Below are 23822 nucleotides of genomic sequence, written 5' to 3' on the forward strand. Positions count from 1 at the left end.
GGCGGGTTTTCTTTTATTAACATCCGGCAGCGATGTAGTCGCCATTGGCGCTGACGGGGATCACCGTCAGGAACAGCACCGTCGCGAACAGGATCAGGACTATCCCTCCGGCTATTTTGACTGCCGGTACCAGCCATCTTAATGAGGCGCTTTCTCCGAACCAGGTCACCGTGCGCTCGCGGGCGTAACGTACAGCCAGGGAAAGCCCCACAATAGAAAGTGCGGTGCCCAAAGACATGGTCATGACCGCAGCCACTCCCCAGGTGACAATGCCCAGCGCGTTCGAAAACATCAGAATCATGATCGCCCCGCTGCACGGGCGTGCGCCAATCGCCAGAATGACGCCCAGGCGCGTTTTCCAGTCGCCTTGTGTCAGGTTTACCCCCACGCCGTGGTGGCCGCAGCCACAGTGTTCATCATGCTGATGAAGCGGCTTGATGGCGGAGATAGTCATCCTGCGCGGGCGCAGGCTCTTCAGCGCCTGGTAAATGACAAAAGCACCGAATGCGCCAATAAGCACTGCGCTTATCTTCTCCACGTACCAGCGGCTGGCGCTGATATCCCCTGAGGCGAGGTTAAACCCCACCGCCAGAATAAAGACAAACAGAATGGCGCTGACGCCCTGCATCAGGCTACCCAGGAAGGGGACAAACCGGGCTGCCAGTTCGCTTTCCTTATTGGTGGTCAGATAGGTCGTCACGATGAACTTTCCGTGTCCGGGTCCGATGGCGTGAAGGACACCATAAAGGAAAGCCCCCGTTAACAGCCATAATCCGCCGCTGTACTGGTGGTTATTAAGCTGCAGCAGATACATCACCAGATAGCGGTGCAGCGTAATTTGCGTGGCGAGACACCACTGGATAAAAGCGTTCCAGTGCGCATGCAGGGTAAAACCCGCAAAGAGGATTGCCAGCAGCATCAAACCTGCGGTAGGGAGACGCCAGTCGCGGGCGAGGCGTTGTGTGGTCATGAGGGGGGCCTGCACAGGGGAGATTATTTGCCGCTAGTATAGTTGATCTTCCCGCTCAATTCGTAGGATCGCATCGCGAACCGCTCATGATTGTGGATAACTTTGTGCATAAAAGGGTATAAGGCGGGGTTTTGCTGTGGAATGCAGCAGTCAGTCATTTTTCTGTCATTTAGCTGTTGCGGCCTGCTGAGAACTCCCTATAATGCGCCTCCATCGACACGGCGGATGTGAATCACTTCACACAACAAGCGGTTCGGTTGAAGAGAAAAATTCTGAAATAACGGGTTGACTCTGAAAGAGGAAAGCGTAATATACGCCACCTCGCAACGGTGAGCGAAAGCCGCGTTGCACTGCTCTTTAACAATTTATCAGACAATCTGTGTGGGCACTCAAAGTGACATGGATTCTTAACGTCGCAAGACGAAAAATGAATACCAAGTCTCTGAGTGAACATACGTAATTCATTACGAAGTTTAATTCACGAGCATCAAACTTAAATTGAAGAGTTTGATCATGGCTCAGATTGAACGCTGGCGGCAGGCCTAACACATGCAAGTCGAGCGGTAGCACAGAGAGCTTGCTCTCGGGTGACGAGCGGCGGACGGGTGAGTAATGTCTGGGAAACTGCCTGATGGAGGGGGATAACTACTGGAAACGGTAGCTAATACCGCATAACGTCGCAAGACCAAAGAGGGGGACCTTAGGGCCTCTTGCCATCAGATGTGCCCAGATGGGATTAGCTAGTAGGTGGGGTAACGGCTCACCTAGGCGACGATCCCTAGCTGGTCTGAGAGGATGACCAGCCACACTGGAACTGAGACACGGTCCAGACTCCTACGGGAGGCAGCAGTGGGGAATATTGCACAATGGGCGCAAGCCTGATGCAGCCATGCCGCGTGTATGAAGAAGGCCTTCGGGTTGTAAAGTACTTTCAGCGGGGAGGAAGGTGTTGTGGTTAATAACCACAGCAATTGACGTTACCCGCAGAAGAAGCACCGGCTAACTCCGTGCCAGCAGCCGCGGTAATACGGAGGGTGCAAGCGTTAATCGGAATTACTGGGCGTAAAGCGCACGCAGGCGGTCTGTCAAGTCGGATGTGAAATCCCCGGGCTCAACCTGGGAACTGCATTCGAAACTGGCAGGCTAGAGTCTTGTAGAGGGGGTAGAATTCCAGGTGTAGCGGTGAAATGCGTAGAGATCTGGAGGAATACCGGTGGCGAAGGCGGCCCCCTGGACAAAGACTGACGCTCAGGTGCGAAAGCGTGGGGAGCAAACAGGATTAGATACCCTGGTAGTCCACGCCGTAAACGATGTCGACTTGGAGGTTGTTCCCTTGAGGAGTGGCTTCCGGAGCTAACGCGTTAAGTCGACCGCCTGGGGAGTACGGCCGCAAGGTTAAAACTCAAATGAATTGACGGGGGCCCGCACAAGCGGTGGAGCATGTGGTTTAATTCGATGCAACGCGAAGAACCTTACCTACTCTTGACATCCAGAGAACTTAGCAGAGATGCTTTGGTGCCTTCGGGAACTCTGAGACAGGTGCTGCATGGCTGTCGTCAGCTCGTGTTGTGAAATGTTGGGTTAAGTCCCGCAACGAGCGCAACCCTTATCCTTTGTTGCCAGCGGTTAGGCCGGGAACTCAAAGGAGACTGCCAGTGATAAACTGGAGGAAGGTGGGGATGACGTCAAGTCATCATGGCCCTTACGAGTAGGGCTACACACGTGCTACAATGGCGCATACAAAGAGAAGCGACCTCGCGAGAGCAAGCGGACCTCATAAAGTGCGTCGTAGTCCGGATTGGAGTCTGCAACTCGACTCCATGAAGTCGGAATCGCTAGTAATCGTAGATCAGAATGCTACGGTGAATACGTTCCCGGGCCTTGTACACACCGCCCGTCACACCATGGGAGTGGGTTGCAAAAGAAGTAGGTAGCTTAACCTTCGGGAGGGCGCTTACCACTTTGTGATTCATGACTGGGGTGAAGTCGTAACAAGGTAATCGTAGGGGAACCTGCGGTTGGATCACCTCCTTACCTTAAAGAACCTGCCTTTGTAGTGCTCACACAGATTGTCTGATGAAAAGTAAATAGCAAGGCGTCTTGCGATTGAGACTTACACGTCCCCTTCGTCTAGAGGCCCAGGACACCGCCCTTTCACGGCGGTAACAGGGGTTCGAATCCCCTAGGGGACGCCACTTGCTGGTTCGTGAGTGAAAGTCACCTGCCGTCATATCTCAAAACTCATCTTCGGGTGACGTTTGAGATATTTGCTCTTTAAAAATCTGGATCAAGCTGAAAATTGAAACGACACACATGTTATGTGTGTTCGAGTCTCTCAAATTTTCGCAATCAGAAGTGAAACATCTTCGGGTTGTGAGGTTAAGCGACTAAGCGTACACGGTGGATGCCCTGGCAGTCAGAGGCGATGAAGGACGTGCTAATCTGCGAAAAGCGCCGGCGAGGTGATATGAACCTTTGACCCGGCGATGTCCGAATGGGGAAACCCAGTGCAATTCGTTGCACTATCGTTAACTGAATACATAGGTTAACGAGGCGAACCGGGGGAACTGAAACATCTAAGTACCCCGAGGAAAAGAAATCAACCGAGATTCCCCAGTAGCGGCGAGCGAACGGGGAGCAGCCCAGAGTCTGAATCAGCTTGTGTGTTAGTGGAACGGTCTGGAAAGTCCGGCGATACAGGGTGACAGCCCCGTACACGAAAGCACACAGGTTGTGAACTCGAAGAGTAGGGCGGGACACGTGGTATCCTGTCTGAATATGGGGGACCATCCTCCAAGGCTAAATACTCCTGACTGACCGATAGTGAACCAGTACCGTGAGGGAAAGGCGAAAAGAACCCCGGCGAGGGGAGTGAAAAAGAACCTGAAACCGTGTACGTACAAGCAGTGGGAGCACCTTCGTGGTGTGACTGCGTACCTTTTGTATAATGGGTCAGCGACTTATATTCTGTAGCAAGGTTAACCGTATAGGGGAGCCGAAGGGAAACCGAGTCTTAACTGGGCGTTAAGTTGCAGGGTATAGACCCGAAACCCGGTGATCTAGCCATGGGCAGGTTGAAGGTTGGGTAACACTAACTGGAGGACCGAACCGACTAATGTTGAAAAATTAGCGGATGACTTGTGGCTGGGGGTGAAAGGCCAATCAAACCGGGAGATAGCTGGTTCTCCCCGAAAGCTATTTAGGTAGCGCCTCGTGAACTCATCTTCGGGGTAGAGCACTGTTTCGGCTAGGGGGCCATCCCGGCTTACCAACCCGATGCAAACTACGAATACCGAAGAATGTTATCACGGGAGACACACGGCGGGTGCTAACGTCCGTCGTGAAGAGGGAAACAACCCAGACCGCCAGCTAAGGTCCCAAAGTCATGGTTAAGTGGGAAACGATGTGGGAAGGCACAGACAGCCAGGATGTTGGCTTAGAAGCAGCCATCATTTAAAGAAAGCGTAATAGCTCACTGGTCGAGTCGGCCTGCGCGGAAGATGTAACGGGGCTAAACCATGCACCGAAGCTGCGGCAGCGACGCTTAGGCGTTGTTGGGTAGGGGAGCGTTCTGTAAGCCGTTGAAGGTGTCCTGTGAGGGGTGCTGGAGGTATCAGAAGTGCGAATGCTGACATAAGTAACGATAAAGCGGGTGAAAAGCCCGCTCGCCGGAAGACCAAGGGTTCCTGTCCAACGTTAATCGGGGCAGGGTGAGTCGACCCCTAAGGCGAGGCCGAAAGGCGTAGTCGATGGGAAACAGGTTAATATTCCTGTACTTGGTGTTACTGCGAAGGGGGACGGAGAAGGCTATGTTAGCCGGGCGACGGTTGTCCCGGTTTAAGCATGTAGGCGGAGGTTCCAGGTAAATCCGGTACCTTTTAACGCTGAGGTGTGATGACGAGGCACTACGGTGCTGAAGTAACAAATGCCCTGCTTCCAGGAAAAGCCTCTAAGCATCAGGTAACATCAAATCGTACCCCAAACCGACACAGGTGGTCAGGTAGAGAATACCAAGGCGCTTGAGAGAACTCGGGTGAAGGAACTAGGCAAAATGGTGCCGTAACTTCGGGAGAAGGCACGCTGATATGTAGGTGAAGCCCCTGCGGGTGGAGCTGAAATCAGTCGAAGATACCAGCTGGCTGCAACTGTTTATTAAAAACACAGCACTGTGCAAACACGAAAGTGGACGTATACGGTGTGACGCCTGCCCGGTGCCGGAAGGTTAATTGATGGGGTTAGCGGCAACGCGAAGCTCTTGATCGAAGCCCCGGTAAACGGCGGCCGTAACTATAACGGTCCTAAGGTAGCGAAATTCCTTGTCGGGTAAGTTCCGACCTGCACGAATGGCGTAATGATGGCCAGGCTGTCTCCACCCGAGACTCAGTGAAATTGAACTCGCTGTGAAGATGCAGTGTACCCGCGGCAAGACGGAAAGACCCCGTGAACCTTTACTATAGCTTGACACTGAACACTGGTCCTTGATGTGTAGGATAGGTGGGAGGCTTTGAAGCGTGGACGCCAGTCTGCGTGGAGCCAACCTTGAAATACCACCCTTTAATGGCTGGTGTTCTAACGTAGACCCGTAATCCGGGTTGCGGACAGTGTCTGGTGGGTAGTTTGACTGGGGCGGTCTCCTCCCAAAGAGTAACGGAGGAGCACGAAGGTTAGCTAATCCTGGTCGGACATCAGGAGGTTAGTGCAATGGCATAAGCTAGCTTGACTGCGAGAGTGACGGCTCGAGCAGGTGCGAAAGCAGGTCATAGTGATCCGGTGGTTCTGAATGGAAGGGCCATCGCTCAACGGATAAAAGGTACTCCGGGGATAACAGGCTGATACCGCCCAAGAGTTCATATCGACGGCGGTGTTTGGCACCTCGATGTCGGCTCATCACATCCTGGGGCTGAAGTAGGTCCCAAGGGTATGGCTGTTCGCCATTTAAAGTGGTACGCGAGCTGGGTTTAGAACGTCGTGAGACAGTTCGGTCCCTATCTGCCGTGGGCGCTGGAGAATTGAGGGGGGCTGCTCCTAGTACGAGAGGACCGGAGTGGACGCATCACTGGTGTTCGGGTTGTCATGCCAATGGCACTGCCCGGTAGCTAAATGCGGAAAAGATAAGTGCTGAAAGCATCTAAGCACGAAACTTGCCCCGAGATGAGTTCTCCCTGACCCTTTAAGGGTCCTGAAGGAACGTTGAAGACTACGACGTTGATAGGTCGGGTGTGTAAGCGCAGCGATGCGTTGAGCTAACCGATACTAATGAACCGTGAGGCTTAACCTTACAACGCCGAAGCTGTTTCGGCGAAGAGAGAGACACGATTTTCAGCCTGATACAGATTAACAGAATTTGCCTGGCGGCTTTAGCGCGGTGGTCCCACCTGACCCCATGCCGAACTCAGAAGTGAAACGCCGTAGCGCCGATGGTAGTGTGGGGTCTCCCCATGTGAGAGTAGGGAACTGCCAGGCATCAATTATAAGAACCCCGTACCGAAAGGTGCGGGGTTTTTTGCTTTGTGCGCGCAGAAAAGCCCGATGGCGTTTAGTAGGCCGGATAAGGCAAAGCCGCCATCCGGCAACGCAGACCGCACGATCCCACGGCAAAGAGAAATAAGAATACAAAGAAGGGATGTATAAACGCAGAAAAGCAAAAACCCAGCCATAGGCTGGGTTCTTTAAATAGTGGTGCCCGGACTCGGAATCGAACCAAGGACACGGGGATTTTCAATCCCCTGCTCTACCGACTGAGCTATCCGGGCAACGGAGCGCATTAAACCGCAATCACGCTCGATCGTCAACATTATTTCGGGAAAAGCTGTTCAACTGCTTAAGTTTGCGGCAATCTGTCCGCTTTCGCCGTGAAAATGCACAAATCTTCCAGACACAACCAGCGTAATACGGCAATGCTGATAGCAAGAGGAGGACAGTATGGCGAATGACTGGCTTGAACTGCGTCAGCATGCAGATACGGGTATTGAGACGATTAAAGCGCATTTCGAAGGGCATGCCTTTGATCCGCACTGGCACGATAGCTATCTGGTAGGGATAACCCTCTCCGGCACGCAGCAGTTTCACTGCCGCCGTGAGCGTCATCGTAGCCAGCCGGGCGACGCATTTCTCCTCGAACCTGGCGAGATCCACGACGGTGATGCGCCTGTAGAGGGCGGCTTTACCTATTTGACCTTCTATCTGGATGAGCGCTGGCTTACCCGTGCGCTACAAGGGCTTTACGAATCTACTCCCGGGAGTTATTCACTCCACTTTGCCCGAACGCTAACGCGGGAGCCGCAGCTGGTGCGCGCTATCGGTGAGACATTCTCCACCCTGCATAATGACGAGATGAAAATCGTTCAGCAGAGCACTATGGATAATCTGCTCTCCCGGATCACCGCCCATTGCCACTGGCGTAAAAAACTGCCGTCGCAGTTACAAAGCGCTGCCGTGGCGCACCGTGCGCGCGACTATCTGTTTGCTCATATCGGCGAGAACGTAGGGCTGTCAGACCTTGCGCGCGAGACGGGCACGGATCGCTTTACCCTGACGCGCTGTTTTAAGCGCGAGTTCAACCTGGCGCCACACGCATGGCTTATTCAGCTTCGTCTGGCAAAGGCCCGACAGCTGCTGGCGCGTGGGGACCAGCCCGTTGATGTGGCTGCCACAGTGGGTTTTGCCGATCAAAGCCATCTGGGACGTTGGTTTCAGCGTGCTTACCGTATCTCTCCTGCACACTACCGACGGTTGTGCACAAACCTTCCAGACGTTTCCAAAAAATAACGGCACATTCATGGCTCTAATAAAAAGGAGCCACCTGTGAGTTTGATACCCTTTCTGTTGTTCGCATTTGTCGCCTCCATTACGCCGGGGCCGACCAATATTCTCGTGCTGACGAACAGCCAGCACTTTGGCGTAAAAAATACCGTACCTGCTATTCTGGGCGGATGTATCGCGGCCAGTGCGATTGTGCTGGTATCAGGCGCGGGCGCGGGGGAAGTGCTGCGTCAGTATCCTCTGATACGTCAGATAATGAGCTGGACAGGCGTGCTGTGGCTAAGCTGGTTGAGCTGGCAGCTGTTTCGCGCCCCGGCTGCCCGTCTCTCCGCTGAGAACCGTATTCGATTCACCGCTCGGGCGGCGGCGCTGCTGCAGGTTGTGAACCCCAAAACCTGGATGATGGCGCTGGCAGTCGTCAGCCTGTTTGCCCCAGCTGGCGACCATGCATTGCGGGATATTGCGCTAATGGCGCTATGGTTTCTGCTGATCTCGATAGCCTGTTTGATGTGCTGGGCGTGGTTGGGTAAAGCGGTGAACCGAATTTTTCGCACCACCGTGGCGATGGTGCGGTTTCAGCGCCTGATGGCGCTGTGTCTGCTCGTCTCCGCCTGGGCGGGCATGCTGGCTTAGGTCAGTGCTCCACCCATTCTGCATTGGGCAAAGCGTAGAATATCTTCCGCCAGGCGGTGTGCCGTATCCACATCGGCCTGGCTACGGTTCACCAGCATGCGGCTGAGGCAACCTTCCAGCACCAGCTCCATCTGTTTAGCCACCATCGCAGGGTCATCGACTTCCAGCGTGGTCAGCAGTTCGTGGGTAAAGTCATGCGCCGCCCGTTTTTGCTGATCCGCCAACTGGTGAATAGGATGGCCAGGGTCAGGAAAATAAGTGCAGGCGGCGATGAACAGACAACCCGGGTAGCGGTTGTTGCTGACGCATTCCGTCAGGGCAGTATAGCGCGCCAGCAGCTTTTGCTCCGCGGTCAGTTCTTCATTCAGCATCAGTTGTCTGCGCCAGACATCAACCTGCTGGCTGAGATAGCGCAGGGCATCATAGAGTAGCGCCTCTTTATCCGGCCAGAAGCGCTTAAGTTCATCCAGGGGATAATCGATACGGTCGGCTACCATCTCAAGCGTGGTGCTGGCGATCCCTTGAATCTCAAGTAGTTGCAGGGCTTGTCCCAGTACGTCTTCACGTTGCACGGTTATCTCCTCCGCTATTCCCAACGGTTTGTCCCGCTTAAAGTGTTGTTTACGGATGGCGATTGCGCAAATGCGCGCTAAATGCCGCTGCATCCATAAACCCGGTTACACGCTGCTCAGGCTGCTCCTGGCCCTGTTGATTGAAGAACAGAATGGTTGGCAGCCCGAGTACGTTAAGCTGCTTCAGCAGAGCCTTATCCTGCGCATTATTGGCGGTCACGTTAGCCTGGAGCAAAACGGTCTCTTTCAGGGCGTTTTGCACCTGTGGATCGCTAAAAGTATATTTTTCAAACTCTTTGCAGGCGACACACCAGTCGGCATAGAGATCGAGCATCACCGGTTTGTCTTTCGCCTCTGCCAGTGCGCTGTTAAGTTCATCCACGTTTTTTATCTGGGTAAAGTTCAGATGCGCCTGGGTCTGACTCACCGGTGTGCCGAACGCCCAGTCCTGGAGAGGGCGTACGCTCACCAGCGCGGCAGCCAGCAGCAGGATTTGCACCAGGCGCATCCATGGCTTCTTCGCCCCCAGGCTGACGATAAACGCCCAGGCAAAGAATGCTACGCCGAGTATCGCCCACAGGCGCAGACCCCAGGCGTCGCCGATGATACGCTCAAGAAGGAACACCGGCAGCGCGAGGATGACAAAACCAAATGCGGTTTTCACCGTCTCCATCCACGGGCCGCTCTTCGGCAGAAGTCGATTGCCGAAAACCGTGACCAGAATCAGCGGCAGGCCCATGCCGAGCGCGTAGAGGTACAGCGTACCCCCTCCGAGCCACATGTTACCGCTCTGGGCGATGTACAGCAGGATAGCGCTCAGCGGTGCTGTAGTGCAGGGAGAGCAAATCAGCCCGGCAATGGCACCCATCGCGAACACGCCGCCTGCGGAGCCGCCCTGCTGACGGTTGCTCATCAGCGTTAAGCGCGTTTGCAGCGAAGAGGGCAGCTGTAGCGTGAACAGGCCAAACATTGACAGCGCCAACAGGATAAACATCGCTGACAGGCCAATGAGAACATAAGGGTGCTGGAGTGCCGCCTGGAACTGTAACCCGGCAGCGGCAACCACAAGGCCAAGGGCTGTGTAGGTTAGCGCCATTCCTTGCACGTATATAAAAGCCAGCAGCAGGGCGCGGGCAGTAGAAAGACGCTGTTTGCCGCCCAGCACGATGCCAGAGATGAGCGGATACATCGGCAACACGCACGGCGTAAAGGCAATGCCGATACCAATCAGTAACGCCCACAGCGCTGAGAACGGAAGGTCAGCGCGGTCGTTGGTTTTCTCAACCGCAGGGACCGGCGTTACAGCAGCAGTCGCTTTCACTTCGCTAAGCGGCACGACTTTCGTTTCCGGCGGATAGCAGAATCCGGCGTCCGCGCACCCCTGGTAGGTCACCGTCAGCGTCGCGCCTTTATCCGCCTGATTCACCGTAACGGGCACGCTCAGGCGCTGGCGGTAGATTTCACTCTTGCCGTAGAACTCGTCCTCGTGCCACTCGCCAGCGGGCAATTGTAATGCGCCCACGTTTGCCTGGGCAGGGGTAATGCTCACCTGCTTGCGATAGAGGTAATAGCCCTCTTTCACCTGCCAGGTGAGCGTCAGATCGTGCTGGTTCTGCTGAAAATCGAAACCAAACGCCTGGTCGGCAGGAATAAAGTTCGAACGGCCGGGCGCGTCAAACAACCCGGCAAAAGCTGACGTGCTGCACAGCAGCAGGATCAGCGTAAGGAAGCGTTGAGCCATGAGAGATAGTCGTTATCGCCGTGGACCACTGGCAGCACCAGCAGCTCCGGGGTTTGGTAAGGATGATGAGATTTGAGGCAGTCCAGGAGAGCCTGCTGATTCGCCAGATTGGTTTTGAGCAACATCTGGACTTCGTACTCTTGCTCCAGCTTGCCTTCCCAGTAATAAAGGGAGGTGGCACCGGGGAGGAGCGTCACGCAGGCAGCCAGTTTTTCGGCCAGCACTTTGGCGGCGAGATCCTGGGCAGAGGCTTCATCAGGGGCGGTACACAGTACGACAACAGCATCAGGCGTGTTCACAAGTCGACCTCCTCATCACGAAAGGCTTCACTATATCACGCAAGGCGGTTGGTCATTAATGAAACGGGCCGCAGTGCGGCCCGATTTTAACTATTTTTACAACCACTCACCGTTTACAGCACCACGCCGCCAATGATAAAGCCGAGGATCACGCAAAGTGAAATGGCGACCACGCCCGGGATCAGGAACGCGTGGTTAAACACATACTTACCGATACGGGTTGAGCCGGTGTCGTCCATCTCTACCGCCGCCAGCAGGGTTGGGTAGGTTGGCAGAACGAACAGGGCAGAAACCGCCGCGAAAGAGGCAATCGCCGTCAGTGGCGTCACGCCCAGCATCAGTGCCGCAGGCATCAGCGCTTTGGTGGTCGCCGCCTGGGAGTAAAGTAGGGTAGCGGCAAAGAACAGCACCACCGCCAGCAGCCACGGGTAGTTGTGGAGCAGATCGCCAGCGACGGTCTGAATGTCGCTGATGTGCGCTTTCACGAAGGTATCACCGAGCCACGCCACGCCCAATACGCATACGCAGGCACTCATACCGGATTTAAAGGTGCTGGCGTTCAGCACTTCGCTGGTGTCGATTTTACAGGTGATGCTAATCAGCGTCGCGATGGTCAGCATAAACACTACAATCGCTTCGTTACGCGGCAGGACAGGGTTCTGGATCAGGCCCACGGTGTCGCTAATGGCGGTCGCGTAGAACATCACTGCGACAATACCTATCAGGAACAGCAGCACGGAGCGCTTTGCGTGCGGCTTCAGCTCGAAGACCTGGCTGCCGCGCAGTCTCACTTCACCCTTGGCGAGGCGTTCCTGGTAAACCGGATCGTCTTTCAGTTCAGCGCCGAGGAAGTTACACAGCACGGCAGTAATCATCACCGCGATCAGCGTCACCGGGATACAGATCGCCAGCAGCGTCAGGTAGCTCACGCCTATCGGCTCCAGAATACCGGCGAAGAAGACCACCGCAGCGGAAATCGGCGAGGCGGTAATCGCAATCTGGGACGCGACGACGGCAATAGAGAGCGGACGAGACGGACGGATACCTTGCTCTTTCGCCACTTCGGTAATCACCGGCAGCGTAGAGAAGGCGGTGTGGCCCGTACCGGCGAGAATGGTCATAAACCAGGTCACCAACGGGGCAAGGAAGGTAATGTATTTTGGATGGCGGCGCAGCATACGCTCCGCCAGGCTTACCAGGTAGTCCATACCGCCTGCCACCTGCATGGCGGCGATAGCGGCAATAACTGCCATGATGATTTCGATAACGTCGAACGGGATTGCGCCGGGTTTAATCTGAAAGATAAGGGTAAGAACGAGCACCCCGAGACCGCCGGCAAAACCAATGCCGATACCCCCGAGTCTTGCTCCCAAATAAATCGCCAACAAGACGATGACGAGTTCTGCTCCAAACATAAGGACCTGCCTTGCTTATTAACAAGTTGATATTGAATTGTTGTATTTAGGTAACGCCTAAAAAGAAAAAAGGCACGTCACAAGTGACGTGCCTTAAGAAGCCTAGCCAGAACGGTTACTGTTCGCTTTCATCGGTATATCGTTTCGCTTTATATGCCGGGTGCATCAGGTTCTGGGCCGAGAAGATATCGTCCAGCTCAGCTTCGGTCAACAGCCCGCGCTCCAGCACCACTTCACGTACGCTCTTACCGGTTTCGGCGCAAATCTTACCGACGATATCACCGTTGTGGTGACCGATGAACGGGTTGAGGTAGGTGACGATCCCGATGGAGTTATAGACATAACCCTCACAGACTTCTTTATTCGCCGTGATGCCGTTAATGCATTTTTCCAGCAGGTTGTAGCAGGCGTTCGTCAGGATGTGGATAGATTCAAACATCGCCTGACCAATCACTGGCTCCATCACGTTCAGCTGCAGCTGACCCGCTTCAGAGGCCATGGTCACGGTCGTATCGTTACCGATGACTTTGAAGCAAACCTGGTTCACCACTTCTGGCACTACCGGGTTCACCTTGGCTGGCATGATGGATGAACCGGCCTGCAGCTCTGGCAGGTTGATTTCATTCAGGCCAGCGCGCGGACCGGAAGAGAGCAAGCGCAGGTCGTTACAGATTTTAGACAGTTTTACCGCCAGACGTTTCAGGGCGCTGTGTACCATGACGTAGGCGCCGCAGTCGGAGGTGGCTTCAATCAGGTCTTCTGCAGGCACAACCGGCAGGTTAGAGACTTCAGCCAGCTTCTGTACAGCCAGCTGCTGATAGCCATCCGGGGTGTTCAGACGGGTACCGATGGCGGTGGCGCCCAGGTTCACTTCCAGCAGCAGCTCGGAGGTGCGCAGCAGGTTTTTGGTCTCTTCGTTCAGCAGTACGTTAAACGCGTGGAATTCCTGGCCGAGCGTCATCGGCACCGCGTCCTGCAGCTGGGTACGACCCATTTTCAGGATGTCCTGGAACTCAACCGCTTTACGCTGGAAGCCATCACCCAGCTGGTTGATCGCATCCACCAGTTTCACCACAGAGGCATACACCGCGATACGGAAGCCGGTAGGGTAGGCGTCGTTAGTAGACTGGCATTTGTTTACGTGATCGTTCGGGTTCAGGTACTGGTATTCACCTTTCTGGTGACCCATCAGCTCCAGGCCAATGTTTGCCAGTACTTCGTTGGTATTCATGTTGACGGAGGTGCCCGCGCCGCCCTGATAGACGTCAACCGGGAACTGGTCCATGCATTTGCCGTTGTTCAGCACTTCATCGCAGGCTGCGATAATCGCATTTGCCGCGCTTTTAGGAATGGTTTGCAGCTCTTTGTTAGCCAGTGCTGCGGCTTTCTTCACCATCACCATGCCACGGACAAACTCAGGGATGTCGCTGATTTTGCTGTTGCTGATGTAGAAGTTTTCAATCGCTCTCAGAGTGTGGACACCGTAGTAGGCATCCGCTGGAACTTCCCTGGTACCCAACAAGTCTTCTTCGATACGAATGTTGTTTAACATGTGAACCTTCTTTTCAAGCTGCCGATGGATTGTACTAAACACACAGTATTTATGTGGTTTTGAATATTTTCTGGCCGACGATTATTCCCTCAATCAGCCAGATGCTCGAGATCATATGCTGATGATAGCGAATTGCCGTAAGCTGGATCACTTATTATCGAGCCGATTCCATGATAATTATTAATCTGTGAAATGGGTCACCGCTTTATAATTTCCAAAAAAAATATCCGTGCAAACTGATTGAATTTTCGCTAACCGTCACCATTTCATACAAACGCGCGTCGCGAACACATTCAGACAGGGGCCCGATGGCCTCTGCCACACAGGAGATGCCAGTGCGCTGGATACCGTTTATTGCTTTCTTTCTCTATGTTTACATTGAGATTTCCATTTTCATCCAGGTTGCCCATGTGCTGGGCGTCCTGCTGACGCTGATTCTGGTGATTTTCACCTCCGTCATCGGCATGTCGCTGGTGCGTAATCAGGGTTTCAAAAATTTCCTGATAATGCAGCAGAAGATGGCCGCAGGGGAAAGCCCGGCGGAAGAGATGATCAAAAGCGTGTCGTTGATTATTGCGGGGCTGCTGCTGATCCTGCCGGGGTTCTTCACTGACTTCCTTGGCCTTCTGCTGCTTCTGCCGCCGGTGCAAAAACACCTGACCATGAAGCTGCTGCCGCATCTGCGCTTTAGCCGTATGCCGGGGGGCGGGTTCAGCACCGGGCCGGGCGATACCTTTGAAGGGGAGTATCAGCGTAAGGATGAACAGCACGACCGTTTAGATCATAAAGACGATCGGTGATTTTGTTGCCCGGTGGCGCTTCGCCTACCGGGCCTCCGGGAGCGCACCGCGCTTCGGCAAAAACACCCACAGCCCTGCCAGCATGACAATCGCGTACAGACTCTTCCATCCCACCATCGCCAGCAACAGCAGGCAAAGCATACCCCCGACGACCGCCAGAGCTTTATAGCGACCTTTCAGCAAACGACATCCCGCCAGCATGCACAGCAGGTAGATCATGATGAAAATGCCGTTGGCGTAAACGATCAGCGCGTCAAGATTGATCTTCAGTGCGTAAATACACAGCGTGCTCACCACGCAGCAGCCCAGTACGGCATTCAGGGCATTCAGCGGAAGCTGGCGTTTAGACAGGCGCGCGAGGCGATTCTCTGGTTTGTCGAGCGCCTGCGACCACACCAGCCGGGCAAAGCTCTGGATATAAATATTCAGGCTGGCAAAACAGGCGAGATAGCCGATGACACAGGCGATCCATAGCGCCTTCACGCCGAACAGTTCCACCACGATACCCGGTAGCGATGCCGCGGCGGCGAGATCCGCTCCGAACGCGTGGAAGTGTAAGACCAGCACGGTACACGCCCAATAGACCGTGCCAGCCAGCAGCAGGCCTATCATCAGCGCGCGGGGGAAATCACGTTCAGGCTGCTTAAATTCAGAGGCCAGATGAGCAAAGGCTTCCAGACCAACAAAACACCAGAACATGACGGAGAGCGCGGCGAAAAGCTCGGAATGGTCGACGTCGGTCAGCGCCGGGAAGGGAATTTCCTTTATTGTGATATCGCCCGCCCACCAGATTGCGACAACGAGCGCGACAATCAGCACCGCAACCAGCGTCTGCAGGTTGGCGCTGGAGCTGGCGCCGCGAGAGCCCACCCACCAGACGATCGCCAGCGTACCCAGTTCGGCCAGCAATAACTGCTCGTTATGCCAGCCAAACAGCGCCTGACCAAAACCGGTCGCAATATGCAACGCCGCAGGAAGGCCAACCGGAATGACGGAGAGAAACAGCCAGCCGGTAACACGCTGCAGCCGCGGGCCAAAGGCCAGTCCGACAAAGTGCGCCACGCCGCCCGCGCTGGGGAAATGCCGCCCCAGGATGGCGAATACAATGGCTATCGGGAAAACTAATACAATCAGCGCCGGCCACGCCCACAGGCTGTTATTTCCAGCCACCAGCGCCGCCAGTGCGGGTACGGCAAACACGCCCGTACCTAACAAGGAGGTTGAGAGCAGTCCGACGCCCTGCGCCAGCCCCAGCTCCTGCTTGAGTCCACTCATTCACATCGCCCTGCCAGTACCAAAAGAGAGGCGATGGTAACACTTTCGCAAATTTTTTTTTCGACTCCCCCTTGAAGGGGGAAAAAGCTATCCCCATCTCTCAGGGCACTAGTCGGAAAACCGCATGCGGGCCGGCGTCATCCATAACTGATAATGACTTTCTCAAAGGAGAGCTATCAATGAGTATTCGTCCGTTACATGATCGTGTGATCGTCAAACGTAAAGAAGTTGAAACCAAGTCTGCTGGCGGCATCGTTCTGACCGGTTCTGCAGCAGCCAAATCAACGCGTGGCGAAATCATCGCTGTCGGTAAGGGCCGCATCCTGGAAAACGGAACTGTGCAGCCACTGGACGTTAAAGTTGGTGACATCGTAATTTTCAACGATGGCTACGGCGTGAAATCCGAGAAGATCGACAATGAAGAAGTGTTGATCATGTCCGAGAGCGACATTCTGGCAATTGTTGAAGCGTAATTTACGCACGAGAATTTGAGGAAATAAGAACATGGCAGCTAAAGACGTAAAATTCGGTAACGACGCTCGTGTAAAAATGCTCCGCGGCGTAAACGTACTGGCAGATGCAGTTAAAGTGACTCTGGGCCCGAAAGGCCGCAACGTAGTGCTGGATAAATCCTTCGGCGCGCCAACCATCACTAAAGATGGTGTTTCTGTAGCACGTGAAATTGAGCTGGAAGACAAGTTCGAAAACATGGGCGCGCAGATGGTGAAAGAAGTTGCCTCTAAAGCGAACGACGCTGCTGGTGACGGTACCACTACCGCGACCGTACTGGCGCAGGCAATCATCACCGAAGGTCTGAAAGCCGTTGCTGCGGGCATGAACCCAATGGATCTGAAACGTGGTATCGACAAAGCTGTCGCCTCCGCTGTTGAAGAGCTGAAAGCGCTGTCCGTACCGTGCTCTGACTCTAAAGCCATTGCTCAGGTTGGTACTATCTCCGCTAACTCCGACGAAACCGTAGGTAAACTGATCGCTGAAGCGATGGACAAAGTCGGTAAAGAAGGCGTGATCACCGTTGAAGACGGTACCGGTCTGGAAGACGAACTGGACGTGGTTGAAGGTATGCAGTTCGACCGCGGCTACCTGTCCCCATACTTCATCAACAAGCCAGAAACGGGTGCTGTTGAGCTGGAAAGCCCGTTCATCCTGCTGGCTGACAAAAAAATCTCCAACATCCGCGAAATGCTGCCAGTACTGGAAGCCGTTGCGAAAGCAGGCAAGCCTCTGGTTATCATCGCTGAAGACGTTGAAGGCGAAGCGCTGGCGACCCTGGTGGTTAACACCATGCGCGGCATCGTGAAAGTGGCTGCGGTTAAAGCACCTGGCTTCGGCGATCGCCGTAAAGCGATGCTGCAGGATATCGCTACCCTGACCGGCGGTACCGTAATCTCTGAAGAGATCGGTATGGAGCTGGAAAAAGCGACCCTGGAAGACCTGGGCCAGGCGAAACGCGTTGTGATCAACAAAGACACCACCACCATCATTGATGGCGTGGGTGAAGAAGCTGCTATTCAGGGCCGCGTTGGTCAGATCCGTAAGCAGATCGAAGAAGCGACTTCCGATTACGACCGTGAAAAACTGCAGGAGCGCGTAGCGAAACTGGCAGGTGGCGTTGCGGTTATCAAAGTCGGTGCAGCGACCGAAGTTGAAATGAAAGAGAAAAAAGCACGCGTTGACGATGCCCTGCACGCGACCCGTGCTGCGGTAGAAGAAGGCGTGGTTGCTGGTGGTGGTGTTGCGCTGGTGCGTGTTGCCGCTAAACTGGCAGGCCTGACCGCACAGAACGAAGATCAGAACGTGGGTATTAAAGTTGCGCTGCGCGCAATGGAAGCTCCTCTGCGTCAGATCGTTTCTAACGCCGGTGAAGAGCCATCTGTGGTTGCGAACAACGTGAAAGCGGGCGAAGGTAACTACGGTTACAACGCAGCAACTGAAGAATACGGCAACATGATCGACTTCGGTATCCTGGATCCAACGAAAGTGACCCGTTCTGCTCTGCAGTACGCGGCATCTGTCGCTGGCCTGATGATCACCACCGAGTGCATGGTCACCGATATGCCTAAAGGCGATGCACCAGACTTAGGTGCTGCTGGCATGGGCGGCATGGGCGGTATGGGCGGCATGATGTAATCGTGCGCTCTACGTCGTAGAATGTGAAAAACCCCCGGGCAGAAATGCTCGGGGGTTTTTCTTTTGGTCATCTTTTAGGTATAAGATTTACACACGGACAACTACTGTCCAGCTTATTGAAAACGAGGAATAACATGCGCGTAAAAGTCTGTGCAGGGATTGTAGGGGCAGCATTGCTGCTGGCGGGTTGTAGCTCCAGCAATGAGCTGTCGGCAGCGGGCCAGGGCGTTCGCTTTGTGGAAGATAAGCCTGGCAGTGAATGCCAGCTGTTAGGCACGGCAACCGGTGAGCAAAGTAACTGGATGTCAGGTCAGCATGGCGAAGAAGGCGGCTCGATGCGCGGTGCGGCGAATGCCCTGCGTAACCAGGCTGCGGCAATGGGCGGTAACGTGATTTACGGCGTGAGCAGCCCAACGCAGAGTATGCTGTCCAGCTTCGTGCCGACCGCCAGCCAGATGAACGGCCAGGTCTACAAGTGCCCGAACTGATTGCCTTTTCCCTCTCCCTGTGGGAGAGGGTTAGGGTGAGGGGAAACTAGCACTGCCGCAGCTGCAGATCCAGCGGCGTCTTGCTCGGCTCTCCGCCAATCTCGCGTGCCAGCTTCGGCACCATATAGCCTGAAACCAGCGTTAACAGTTCGCGCATAATCTGCCGGGCTTCTTCATCCGTCACCATGAAATGGGCCGCGCCCTGAACGCGATCCAGCACGTGCAGGTAATAGGGCATCACGCCCGCATCAAACAGGGCATTGCTCAGGTCGGCCAGCACGCGGGCGCTGTCATTGACGCCGCGCAGCAGCACGCTCTGGTTCAGCAGCGTCACGCCCGCTTTACGCAGACGCGCCATCGCCGCGCGAAAGTCATCGTCAATTTCATTCGCGTGGTTAATATGGTTCACCAGCAGCACCTGCAATCTTGACTGCTCCAGGCGTGACACCAGTCCGTCAGTGACACGTGCCGGAATGACAATCGGTAAACGGCTGTGAATACGCAGGCGCTTAACGTGCGGGATGGCTTCAAGCTGAGTCAACAGCCAGTCCAGCTCATGATCTTTTGCCATCAGCGGGTCACCGCCGGAAAAAATAATCTCATCCAGCTCCGGATGGGCGGCGATATAGTCCAGCGCGACCTGCCAGTTGCGTTTATTGCCCTGGTTTTCGGCATACGGGAAGTGCCGACGGAAGCAATAACGACAATTTACCGCGCAACCGCCTTTTACCAGCAGCAGGGCGCGGTTGAGATACTTGTGCAGTAAACCCGGCACCACGCTGTTCTGCTCTTCCAGCGGATCGGTGCTGTATCCCGGTGCGGTGACAAACTCATCCTGCGAAGTAAGCGTTTGTTTTAAAAGTGGATCGTCGGGGTTGCCTTTCTCCATCCGCGCCACAAATGCACGGGGAACGCGCAGGGCGAAAAGGCGTTTTGCCTCGCGGCCTGCAAGCAACTCTGGGTGCTGATCGAGGTCTAAAAGACGCAGCAATTCATCAGGACTGGTGATTACATCGGCAAGTTGCGATAACCAATCTTCTCTGGACGGGGTGTTTAGGGTTACAATATGCGCCATTTTGTGGCTTAGCTACCAGTTAACAAATTTAGAGGGCCTTATGGCAACGTACTATAGCAACGATTTTCGTGCTGGTCTTAAAATCATGATGGACGGCGAACCGTACGCGGTTGAAGCCAGCGAATTCGTTAAACCAGGTAAAGGCCAGGCATTCGCACGCGTTAAGCTGCGCCGTCTGCTGACCGGTACCCGTGTTGAGAAAACCTTCAAGTCTACTGACTCCGCTGAAGGCGCTGATGTTGTTGATATGAACCTGACCTATCTGTACAACGACGGTGAGTTCTATCATTTCATGAACAACTCCACTTTCGAACAGCTGTCTGCTGATGAGAAAGCGGTAGGTGATAGCGCTAAATGGCTGCTGGATCAGGCTGAGTGCATCGTGACCCTGTGGAACGGCCAGCCTATCGCTGTGACCCCACCAAACTTCGTAGAACTGGAAATCGTTGAAACCGATCCAGGTCTGAAAGGTGATACCGCAGGTACCGGCGGTAAACCAGCCAAACTGTCTACCGGCGCAGTGGTTAAAGTGCCACTGTTCGTCCAGACTGGCGAAGTGATCAAAGTGGATACCCGCTCCGGCGAATACGTATCCCGCGTGAAGTAATTTACGTCATGATTGAAGGCGCAGCGCCCGCTGCGCCTGATTTTTGCAGGCAGGGATGATGAAACGTACCGTTAAAATTCTGCTTCTGTTAGCGCTTTCCAGTGCATTGCTTTCCGGCTGTAACACCACCCGTGGAATGGGACAAGATATCCAGGATCTCGGTCATATCATTTCTCACGCCGCCAGCTAAGTTCGTCTAATTTTCCTAAAAATGCTTCCTTTTCCGTCAACCGGCGGGATCTTGTCTATTCTTAAGTTGCTATACACAAAACAACTTTGGCTATAAAAGGAAGATATTATGGTTAAGAAGACAATTGCAGCGATCTTTTCAGTCCTGGTACTTTCTTCAGTGTTAACGGCCTGTAATACCACGCGTGGCGTCGGTCAGGATATTTCTGAAGGTGGTAGCGCAATCTCTGGTGCGGCAACTAAAGCTCAGCAGTAATTAACATACGGTACGAGACCAGCGGGTTTCGTACCGTCAGCTTTCTGATTCCTGCAGGGATAAGAACGGAGAAAAACGCGTATCCATATGCAGTTTCATGCGGATATTGCGTTTGTAGGTATAGACCGTTTTTCCATTGATACTCAGGTGAGCGGCAATTTTTTGATTGCTTGCACCGTCCATCCACAATGTCAGCACTTTCTCTTCCTGCCGGGTCAGCAAGGGGGCGGCTGCCGTTGGCCTTTCAGCGCTGGCGCGCGAGTTTAATGCGTCGTTGATAGTCGTTGCCACTTCTTCGAGACTGGCGTTTTTCAACAGCGACGACCACACCGGGAACTGTCCGAGCCAGTCGGTCATGCCGCGGTCCTCTCCCGATTGCAGCATAATAAACGGTAATCGTTCACTGGCGTTAAGCAAGGACGAGAGCTGCTGAAAATGATGAATATCCTGCCTGAAGCCGTACAGGTCGGCGATGACCAGCGTGGGTTTCCATTGCAGAATGTGCTCCCTGGCAAGGAACAGATTATTTAGCCCGGTCACAACGTAGTGTCCCGGGAACAAACCGGAATGATTGAGCCATGCTTCAAACCCCGTGCGGGTGAAGTGACAACGGTCAATCAAAAGAATTTTGAACATATTTTATTCGCAGTCGGCTAGTGGTTTGGCTTCCTGCCATCAGAAAGCACATCATCATAGAGAAGTCGGATGAGTGCTAAATGCCGGAACTACGCGCCATACTGCGGCTATTTCTTGCCTTAACGTGTTCAGCAAAAAATGATTGAAAAAAAATAGCACGCTAACCACAATATGGGGCGTAATCTCTGCCTTACGGGACGACCCGTAAGCGTTTCTTTCACCGGGGACGGCCCCAACTTGAATTAAGTTAAGGAGCCTGAAATGTCCTGGATCATTCTTTTTATTGCTGGCCTGCTCGAAGTGGTATGGGCAATTGGTCTCAAGTACACCCACGGATTTACCCGCCTGACGCCCAGCGTCATAACCGTCACCGCAATGATCGTGAGTATTGTCCTGTTATCCTGGGCGATGCGCTCGCTGCCTGTGGGAACGGCTTATGCCGTCTGGACGGGCATTGGTGCGGTGGGGGCCGCCATCACCGGCATTCTGCTGCTGGGAGAGTCAGCGAGTCTGGCGCGTATCGCCAGCCTCGCCTTGATTGTGGCCGGCATCGTTGGGCTGAAGCTCAGCACCCATTAATGGGGCTGTTTTACCCAGATGAGTTTTGACACATCAAACCCTTGCCGGGTCGCGACGTCCAGCATTTGCTGTTTCATTTCTGACGAAATAGTTGGCGTGCGGGAAAGTATCCACAGATAGTCGCGATCCGGCCCGCACACCAGCGCGTGACGGTACTCTCTGTCGAGCGCGATCACGTTATAGCCGCCATAAAACGGGCCGAAGAAAGAGACTTTGAGCGCGGCCCGTCGCGGGTCGCCCGTGAAGTACGCTTTCCCAATCGACTGCTGCCACATCTCCCGATCGGGATTATAGCCCCGGTTGATCACCTGAATACCGCCATCATCCATTGGACTGTAATTCGCGGTGACCTTCTCTAAGCCCTGCTCAAACCGATGGTCGAGGCGCGCGATTTCATACCATGTTCCAAGGAAGCGTTGTGCATCAAAAGGCGAGACGACGGTAACGCCTGGAGGTGGGGTAGGGGAACTGCAGGCAACCACTAAAAACGCGGCTGTCACCGCGGCGATAACAGGCAGAATGCGCATAGGAGTTTCCTTACTGTTTTTTGTTAAGTGTAGATGACGGCAAGGAAAATGTGGTTTTTGTGCGGTGTGTTTCGCTGGGTGGCCACCCCGTGGATTTTGTAGGCCGGGTAAGCGTTAGCGCCACCCGGCAATGTTTTACTGCAGCGCGTCGAGGATACGGTATGCCGCCTCAACGCGTGCCGGGTTCGGATAGCTTTTATTCGCCAGCATCACAATGCCGAGCTGCTTTTCAGGAATAAATGCCACGTAGCTGCCAAACCCGCCGGTAGAGCCTGTTTTATGGACCCAGGACGCATTGACCGGGGGCGCCGGTGGATTCACTTCTCTCGCAGGCAGCGGTGCCAGCGCCACCTTATTGTCGCTACCTTCAACCACGGTTTTGGCATCGACCGGCCAGTTAAGCATTTCCCAGCCTAAACCCTGATACATGGCACCTACGCGCCAGTAGCGAGACTGCGCCAGGGTAATGCCTTTCCTGAGTGAACTATCCTGAAGCGAGTCCGGCTTCATGTTGACCATCACCCAGTTTGCCATATCCTTCACGTTGGTTTTTACGCCATAGGCTTCAGCGTCCAGCATTCCTGGCGAAACGTGTACCGCCTTACCGTCGCGGTATCCCCAGGCGTAATGCGCCTCTTCCGCTTTCGGAACGTTAATCCAGGTATGGTCCAGCTTGAGCGGCTTAAAGACCCGCATCGTTATGGCCTGCTCATAGCTCATGCCGGAAGGTTTGACCGCCAGCGCGCCAAAAAGACCGATGCTGGCGTTGGCATAAAGACGCGTGGTGCCCGGCTTCCACTGCGGCTGCCAGTTTTGATAAAAGCGCAGCAGAGAGGCGTTATCCGTGACCTCATCCGGTACCTGTAACGGCAAACCACCTGCGGTATAGGTTGCCAGATCCAGCATGCGGATCCCCAGCCACTGCTTGCCTGTCAGCTCAGGCCAGTATTTTGTCACCGGATCGCCCAGCGATATTTCACCGCGAGCAATGGCATCGCCGCCGAGTACGCCGGTGAAGGTTTTACTTATAGAACCCAGCTCGAATAAGGTTTGTGGGGTGACAGGGTTGTTCGCCGCAACATCGGCTTTACCGAAGGTAAAGTAGTGCGGCTGACCCTGATAAATCACCGCCACCGCCATACCCGGAATGGCCTGCGCTTTCATCAGCGGCGTAACGGTACGTTCCACCACCTCAGCCAGCTGTTTTTCTGACATCGGGGCAGCCAATACCGAGCAGGAGGTGCTGAGCAGCAGGGCGCAGCAAAGGGATTTAGTCATCATCAGTTATCTTCCGTAAT

At 54.3% G+C, this 23822-nt stretch carries 21 protein-coding genes, 2 tRNA genes and 3 rRNA genes; 14 read left to right on the forward strand and 12 right to left on the reverse strand.

Annotated features, from left to right (window positions below; translation table 11 throughout):
- Window positions 1-16 precede the first annotated feature (16 nt).
- Window positions 17-970, reverse strand: a complete 954-nt coding sequence (locus tag HB664_RS05145) for a nickel/cobalt transporter (RefSeq protein ID WP_219940433.1) — start codon at window positions 968-970, stop codon at window positions 17-19.
- Window positions 971-1465: 495 nt separating this feature from the next.
- Between HB664_RS05145 and HB664_RS05150 the strand changes: the two genes are divergently transcribed.
- From HB664_RS05150 to rrf, 4 genes are all read left to right on the forward strand, one after another.
- A 16S ribosomal RNA gene (locus HB664_RS05150) occupies window positions 1466-3004 on the forward strand.
- Between the two features lie 85 nt (window positions 3005-3089).
- Window positions 3090-3165 (forward strand) — tRNA-Glu (locus tag HB664_RS05155).
- 182 nt (window positions 3166-3347) lie between these two features.
- A 23S ribosomal RNA gene (locus HB664_RS05160) occupies window positions 3348-6248 on the forward strand.
- A 69-nt stretch (window positions 6249-6317) separates the two neighbouring features.
- Window positions 6318-6433, forward strand: a 5S ribosomal RNA gene (gene rrf / locus HB664_RS05165).
- Together the 16S, 23S and 5S rRNA genes with 1 tRNA gene alongside form the textbook arrangement of a ribosomal RNA operon.
- Before the next feature lie 214 nt (window positions 6434-6647).
- On the opposite strand, the gene HB664_RS05170 is transcribed toward rrf, so the two are convergent.
- Window positions 6648-6723: transfer RNA gene (locus HB664_RS05170), tRNA-Phe, on the reverse strand.
- A 169-nt stretch (window positions 6724-6892) separates the two neighbouring features.
- On the opposite strand from HB664_RS05170, the gene HB664_RS05175 reads away from it, so the two are divergent.
- Entirely contained in the window at window positions 6893-7738 is an 846-nt protein-coding gene (locus HB664_RS05175; RefSeq protein WP_047059443.1) for an AraC family transcriptional regulator, read from the forward strand.
- 36 nt (window positions 7739-7774) lie between these two features.
- Window positions 7775-8365 carry a LysE family translocator gene (locus tag HB664_RS05180; protein WP_219940434.1) on the forward strand — a complete coding sequence of 197 codons (591 nt, stop codon included), beginning with the start codon at window positions 7775-7777 and terminating at the stop codon, window positions 8363-8365.
- On the opposite strand, the gene HB664_RS05185 is transcribed toward HB664_RS05180, so the two are convergent.
- From HB664_RS05185 to aspA, 5 genes are all read right to left on the reverse strand, one after another.
- Window positions 8362-8937, reverse strand: coding sequence for a transcriptional regulator (locus tag HB664_RS05185; RefSeq protein WP_032641387.1), 576 nt, complete (start codon window positions 8935-8937; stop codon window positions 8362-8364). The genes HB664_RS05180 and HB664_RS05185 overlap by 4 nt on opposite strands.
- A 49-nt stretch (window positions 8938-8986) precedes the next feature.
- Window positions 8987-10678, reverse strand: a complete 1692-nt coding sequence (locus HB664_RS05190; RefSeq protein ID WP_219940435.1) for a protein-disulfide reductase DsbD — start codon at window positions 10676-10678, stop codon at window positions 8987-8989.
- Window positions 10654-10977 carry a divalent cation tolerance protein CutA gene (gene cutA, locus HB664_RS05195; RefSeq protein WP_014168278.1) on the reverse strand — a complete coding sequence of 108 codons (324 nt, stop codon included), beginning with the start codon at window positions 10975-10977 and terminating at the stop codon, window positions 10654-10656. Before cutA ends, HB664_RS05190 begins: the two co-directional genes overlap by 25 nt.
- Window positions 10978-11090: 113 nt before the next feature.
- Window positions 11091-12392, reverse strand: a complete 1302-nt coding sequence (locus tag HB664_RS05200; protein ID WP_219940436.1) for an anaerobic C4-dicarboxylate transporter — start codon at window positions 12390-12392, stop codon at window positions 11091-11093.
- Window positions 12393-12507: 115 nt separating this feature from the next.
- Window positions 12508-13944, reverse strand: coding sequence for an aspartate ammonia-lyase (gene aspA / locus HB664_RS05205; protein WP_003855923.1), 1437 nt, complete (start codon window positions 13942-13944; stop codon window positions 12508-12510).
- A 335-nt stretch (window positions 13945-14279) separates the two neighbouring features.
- Here aspA and HB664_RS05210 point away from each other — a divergent pair, with 335 nt between their 5' ends.
- On the forward strand, window positions 14280-14744 hold the full coding sequence (locus tag HB664_RS05210) for an FxsA family protein (RefSeq protein ID WP_023616652.1): 465 nt from the start codon (window positions 14280-14282) through the stop codon (window positions 14742-14744).
- Between the two features lie 24 nt (window positions 14745-14768).
- Here the strand turns inward: HB664_RS05210 and yjeH are convergent, their stop codons facing one another.
- Entirely contained in the window at window positions 14769-16019 is a 1251-nt protein-coding gene (gene yjeH, locus HB664_RS05215) for an L-methionine/branched-chain amino acid transporter (RefSeq protein ID WP_219940437.1), read from the reverse strand.
- 179 nt (window positions 16020-16198) lie between these two features.
- Between yjeH and HB664_RS05220 the strand changes: the two genes are divergently transcribed.
- The 3 genes from HB664_RS05220 to HB664_RS05230 all read left to right on the forward strand — a co-directional run bounded on the left by HB664_RS05220 (window position 16199) and on the right by HB664_RS05230 (window position 18655).
- Entirely contained in the window at window positions 16199-16492 is a 294-nt protein-coding gene (locus tag HB664_RS05220) for a co-chaperone GroES (protein WP_003855929.1), read from the forward strand.
- A gap of 31 nt (window positions 16493-16523) precedes the next feature.
- The gene (groL, locus tag HB664_RS05225; RefSeq protein ID WP_014882201.1) at window positions 16524-18167 is read left to right on the forward strand and encodes a chaperonin GroEL; all 1644 of its coding nucleotides are present in this window, start codon (window positions 16524-16526) and stop codon (window positions 18165-18167) included.
- Between the two features lie 134 nt (window positions 18168-18301).
- The gene (locus HB664_RS05230; RefSeq protein ID WP_023310115.1) at window positions 18302-18655 is read left to right on the forward strand and encodes a DUF4156 domain-containing protein; all 354 of its coding nucleotides are present in this window, start codon (window positions 18302-18304) and stop codon (window positions 18653-18655) included.
- A 46-nt stretch (window positions 18656-18701) separates the two neighbouring features.
- On the opposite strand, the gene epmB is transcribed toward HB664_RS05230, so the two are convergent.
- Entirely contained in the window at window positions 18702-19730 is a 1029-nt protein-coding gene (epmB, locus tag HB664_RS05235; protein ID WP_045889002.1) for an EF-P beta-lysylation protein EpmB, read from the reverse strand.
- Between the two features lie 40 nt (window positions 19731-19770).
- Between epmB and efp the strand changes: the two genes are divergently transcribed.
- From efp to ecnB, 3 genes are all read left to right on the forward strand, one after another.
- Entirely contained in the window at window positions 19771-20337 is a 567-nt protein-coding gene (gene efp, locus HB664_RS05240) for an elongation factor P (protein ID WP_010427766.1), read from the forward strand.
- A 58-nt stretch (window positions 20338-20395) separates the two neighbouring features.
- On the forward strand, window positions 20396-20527 hold the full coding sequence (locus HB664_RS05245; protein ID WP_024907352.1) for an entericidin A/B family lipoprotein: 132 nt from the start codon (window positions 20396-20398) through the stop codon (window positions 20525-20527).
- A 108-nt stretch (window positions 20528-20635) separates the two neighbouring features.
- Window positions 20636-20782 (forward strand): lipoprotein toxin entericidin B, encoded by a 147-nt coding sequence (ecnB, locus tag HB664_RS05250; RefSeq protein ID WP_003025482.1) that lies wholly within the window; start codon window positions 20636-20638, stop codon window positions 20780-20782.
- Between the two features lie 36 nt (window positions 20783-20818).
- Here ecnB and HB664_RS05255 read toward each other — a convergent pair whose 3' ends face one another.
- The gene (locus HB664_RS05255; RefSeq protein ID WP_033144453.1) at window positions 20819-21418 is read right to left on the reverse strand and encodes a LuxR C-terminal-related transcriptional regulator; all 600 of its coding nucleotides are present in this window, start codon (window positions 21416-21418) and stop codon (window positions 20819-20821) included.
- Between the two features lie 261 nt (window positions 21419-21679).
- Here HB664_RS05255 and sugE point away from each other — a divergent pair, with 261 nt between their 5' ends.
- A complete protein-coding gene (sugE, locus tag HB664_RS05260; protein ID WP_008502938.1) occupies window positions 21680-21997 on the forward strand; it encodes a quaternary ammonium compound efflux SMR transporter SugE in 318 nt (105 codons plus the stop codon).
- Here the strand turns inward: sugE and HB664_RS05265 are convergent.
- Window positions 21994-22524, reverse strand: coding sequence for a lipocalin family protein (locus HB664_RS05265; protein ID WP_023310119.1), 531 nt, complete (start codon window positions 22522-22524; stop codon window positions 21994-21996). The genes sugE and HB664_RS05265 overlap by 4 nt on opposite strands.
- Window positions 22525-22659: 135 nt before the next feature.
- Entirely contained in the window at window positions 22660-23805 is a 1146-nt protein-coding gene (gene blaACT / locus HB664_RS05270; RefSeq protein WP_219940438.1) for an ACT family cephalosporin-hydrolyzing class C beta-lactamase, read from the reverse strand.
- Window positions 23806-23822: the final 17 nt, after the last annotated feature.

The organism is Enterobacter sp. DNB-S2 (assembly GCF_019443845.1).
Classification (GTDB): Bacteria; Pseudomonadota; Gammaproteobacteria; order Enterobacterales; family Enterobacteriaceae; genus Enterobacter; species Enterobacter asburiae_B.

Coding starts and splice junctions, on each gene's coding strand:
- blaACT (WP_219940438.1), bottom strand. CDS start 23,805: ATGATGACTAAATCCCTTTGCTGCGCCCTGCTGCTCAGCACCTCCTGC.
- aspA (WP_003855923.1), bottom strand. CDS start 13,944: ATGTTAAACAACATTCGTATCGAAGAAGACTTGTTGGGTACCAGGGAA.
- efp (WP_010427766.1), top strand. CDS start 19,771: ATGGCAACGTACTATAGCAACGATTTTCGTGCTGGTCTTAAAATCATG.
- sugE (WP_008502938.1), top strand. CDS start 21,680: ATGTCCTGGATCATTCTTTTTATTGCTGGCCTGCTCGAAGTGGTATGG.
- HB664_RS05220 (WP_003855929.1), top strand. CDS start 16,199: ATGAGTATTCGTCCGTTACATGATCGTGTGATCGTCAAACGTAAAGAA.
- ecnB (WP_003025482.1), top strand. CDS start 20,636: ATGGTTAAGAAGACAATTGCAGCGATCTTTTCAGTCCTGGTACTTTCT.
- groL (WP_014882201.1), top strand. CDS start 16,524: ATGGCAGCTAAAGACGTAAAATTCGGTAACGACGCTCGTGTAAAAATG.
- yjeH (WP_219940437.1), bottom strand. CDS start 16,019: ATGAGTGGACTCAAGCAGGAGCTGGGGCTGGCGCAGGGCGTCGGACTG.
- HB664_RS05230 (WP_023310115.1), top strand. CDS start 18,302: ATGCGCGTAAAAGTCTGTGCAGGGATTGTAGGGGCAGCATTGCTGCTG.
- HB664_RS05190 (WP_219940435.1), bottom strand. CDS start 10,678: ATGGCTCAACGCTTCCTTACGCTGATCCTGCTGCTGTGCAGCACGTCA.
- HB664_RS05245 (WP_024907352.1), top strand. CDS start 20,396: ATGAAACGTACCGTTAAAATTCTGCTTCTGTTAGCGCTTTCCAGTGCA.
- HB664_RS05145 (WP_219940433.1), bottom strand. CDS start 970: ATGACCACACAACGCCTCGCCCGCGACTGGCGTCTCCCTACCGCAGGT.
- HB664_RS05255 (WP_033144453.1), bottom strand. CDS start 21,418: ATGTTCAAAATTCTTTTGATTGACCGTTGTCACTTCACCCGCACGGGG.
- HB664_RS05175 (WP_047059443.1), top strand. CDS start 6,893: ATGGCGAATGACTGGCTTGAACTGCGTCAGCATGCAGATACGGGTATT.
- epmB (WP_045889002.1), bottom strand. CDS start 19,730: ATGGCGCATATTGTAACCCTAAACACCCCGTCCAGAGAAGATTGGTTA.
- HB664_RS05265 (WP_023310119.1), bottom strand. CDS start 22,524: ATGCGCATTCTGCCTGTTATCGCCGCGGTGACAGCCGCGTTTTTAGTG.
- HB664_RS05200 (WP_219940436.1), bottom strand. CDS start 12,392: ATGTTTGGAGCAGAACTCGTCATCGTCTTGTTGGCGATTTATTTGGGA.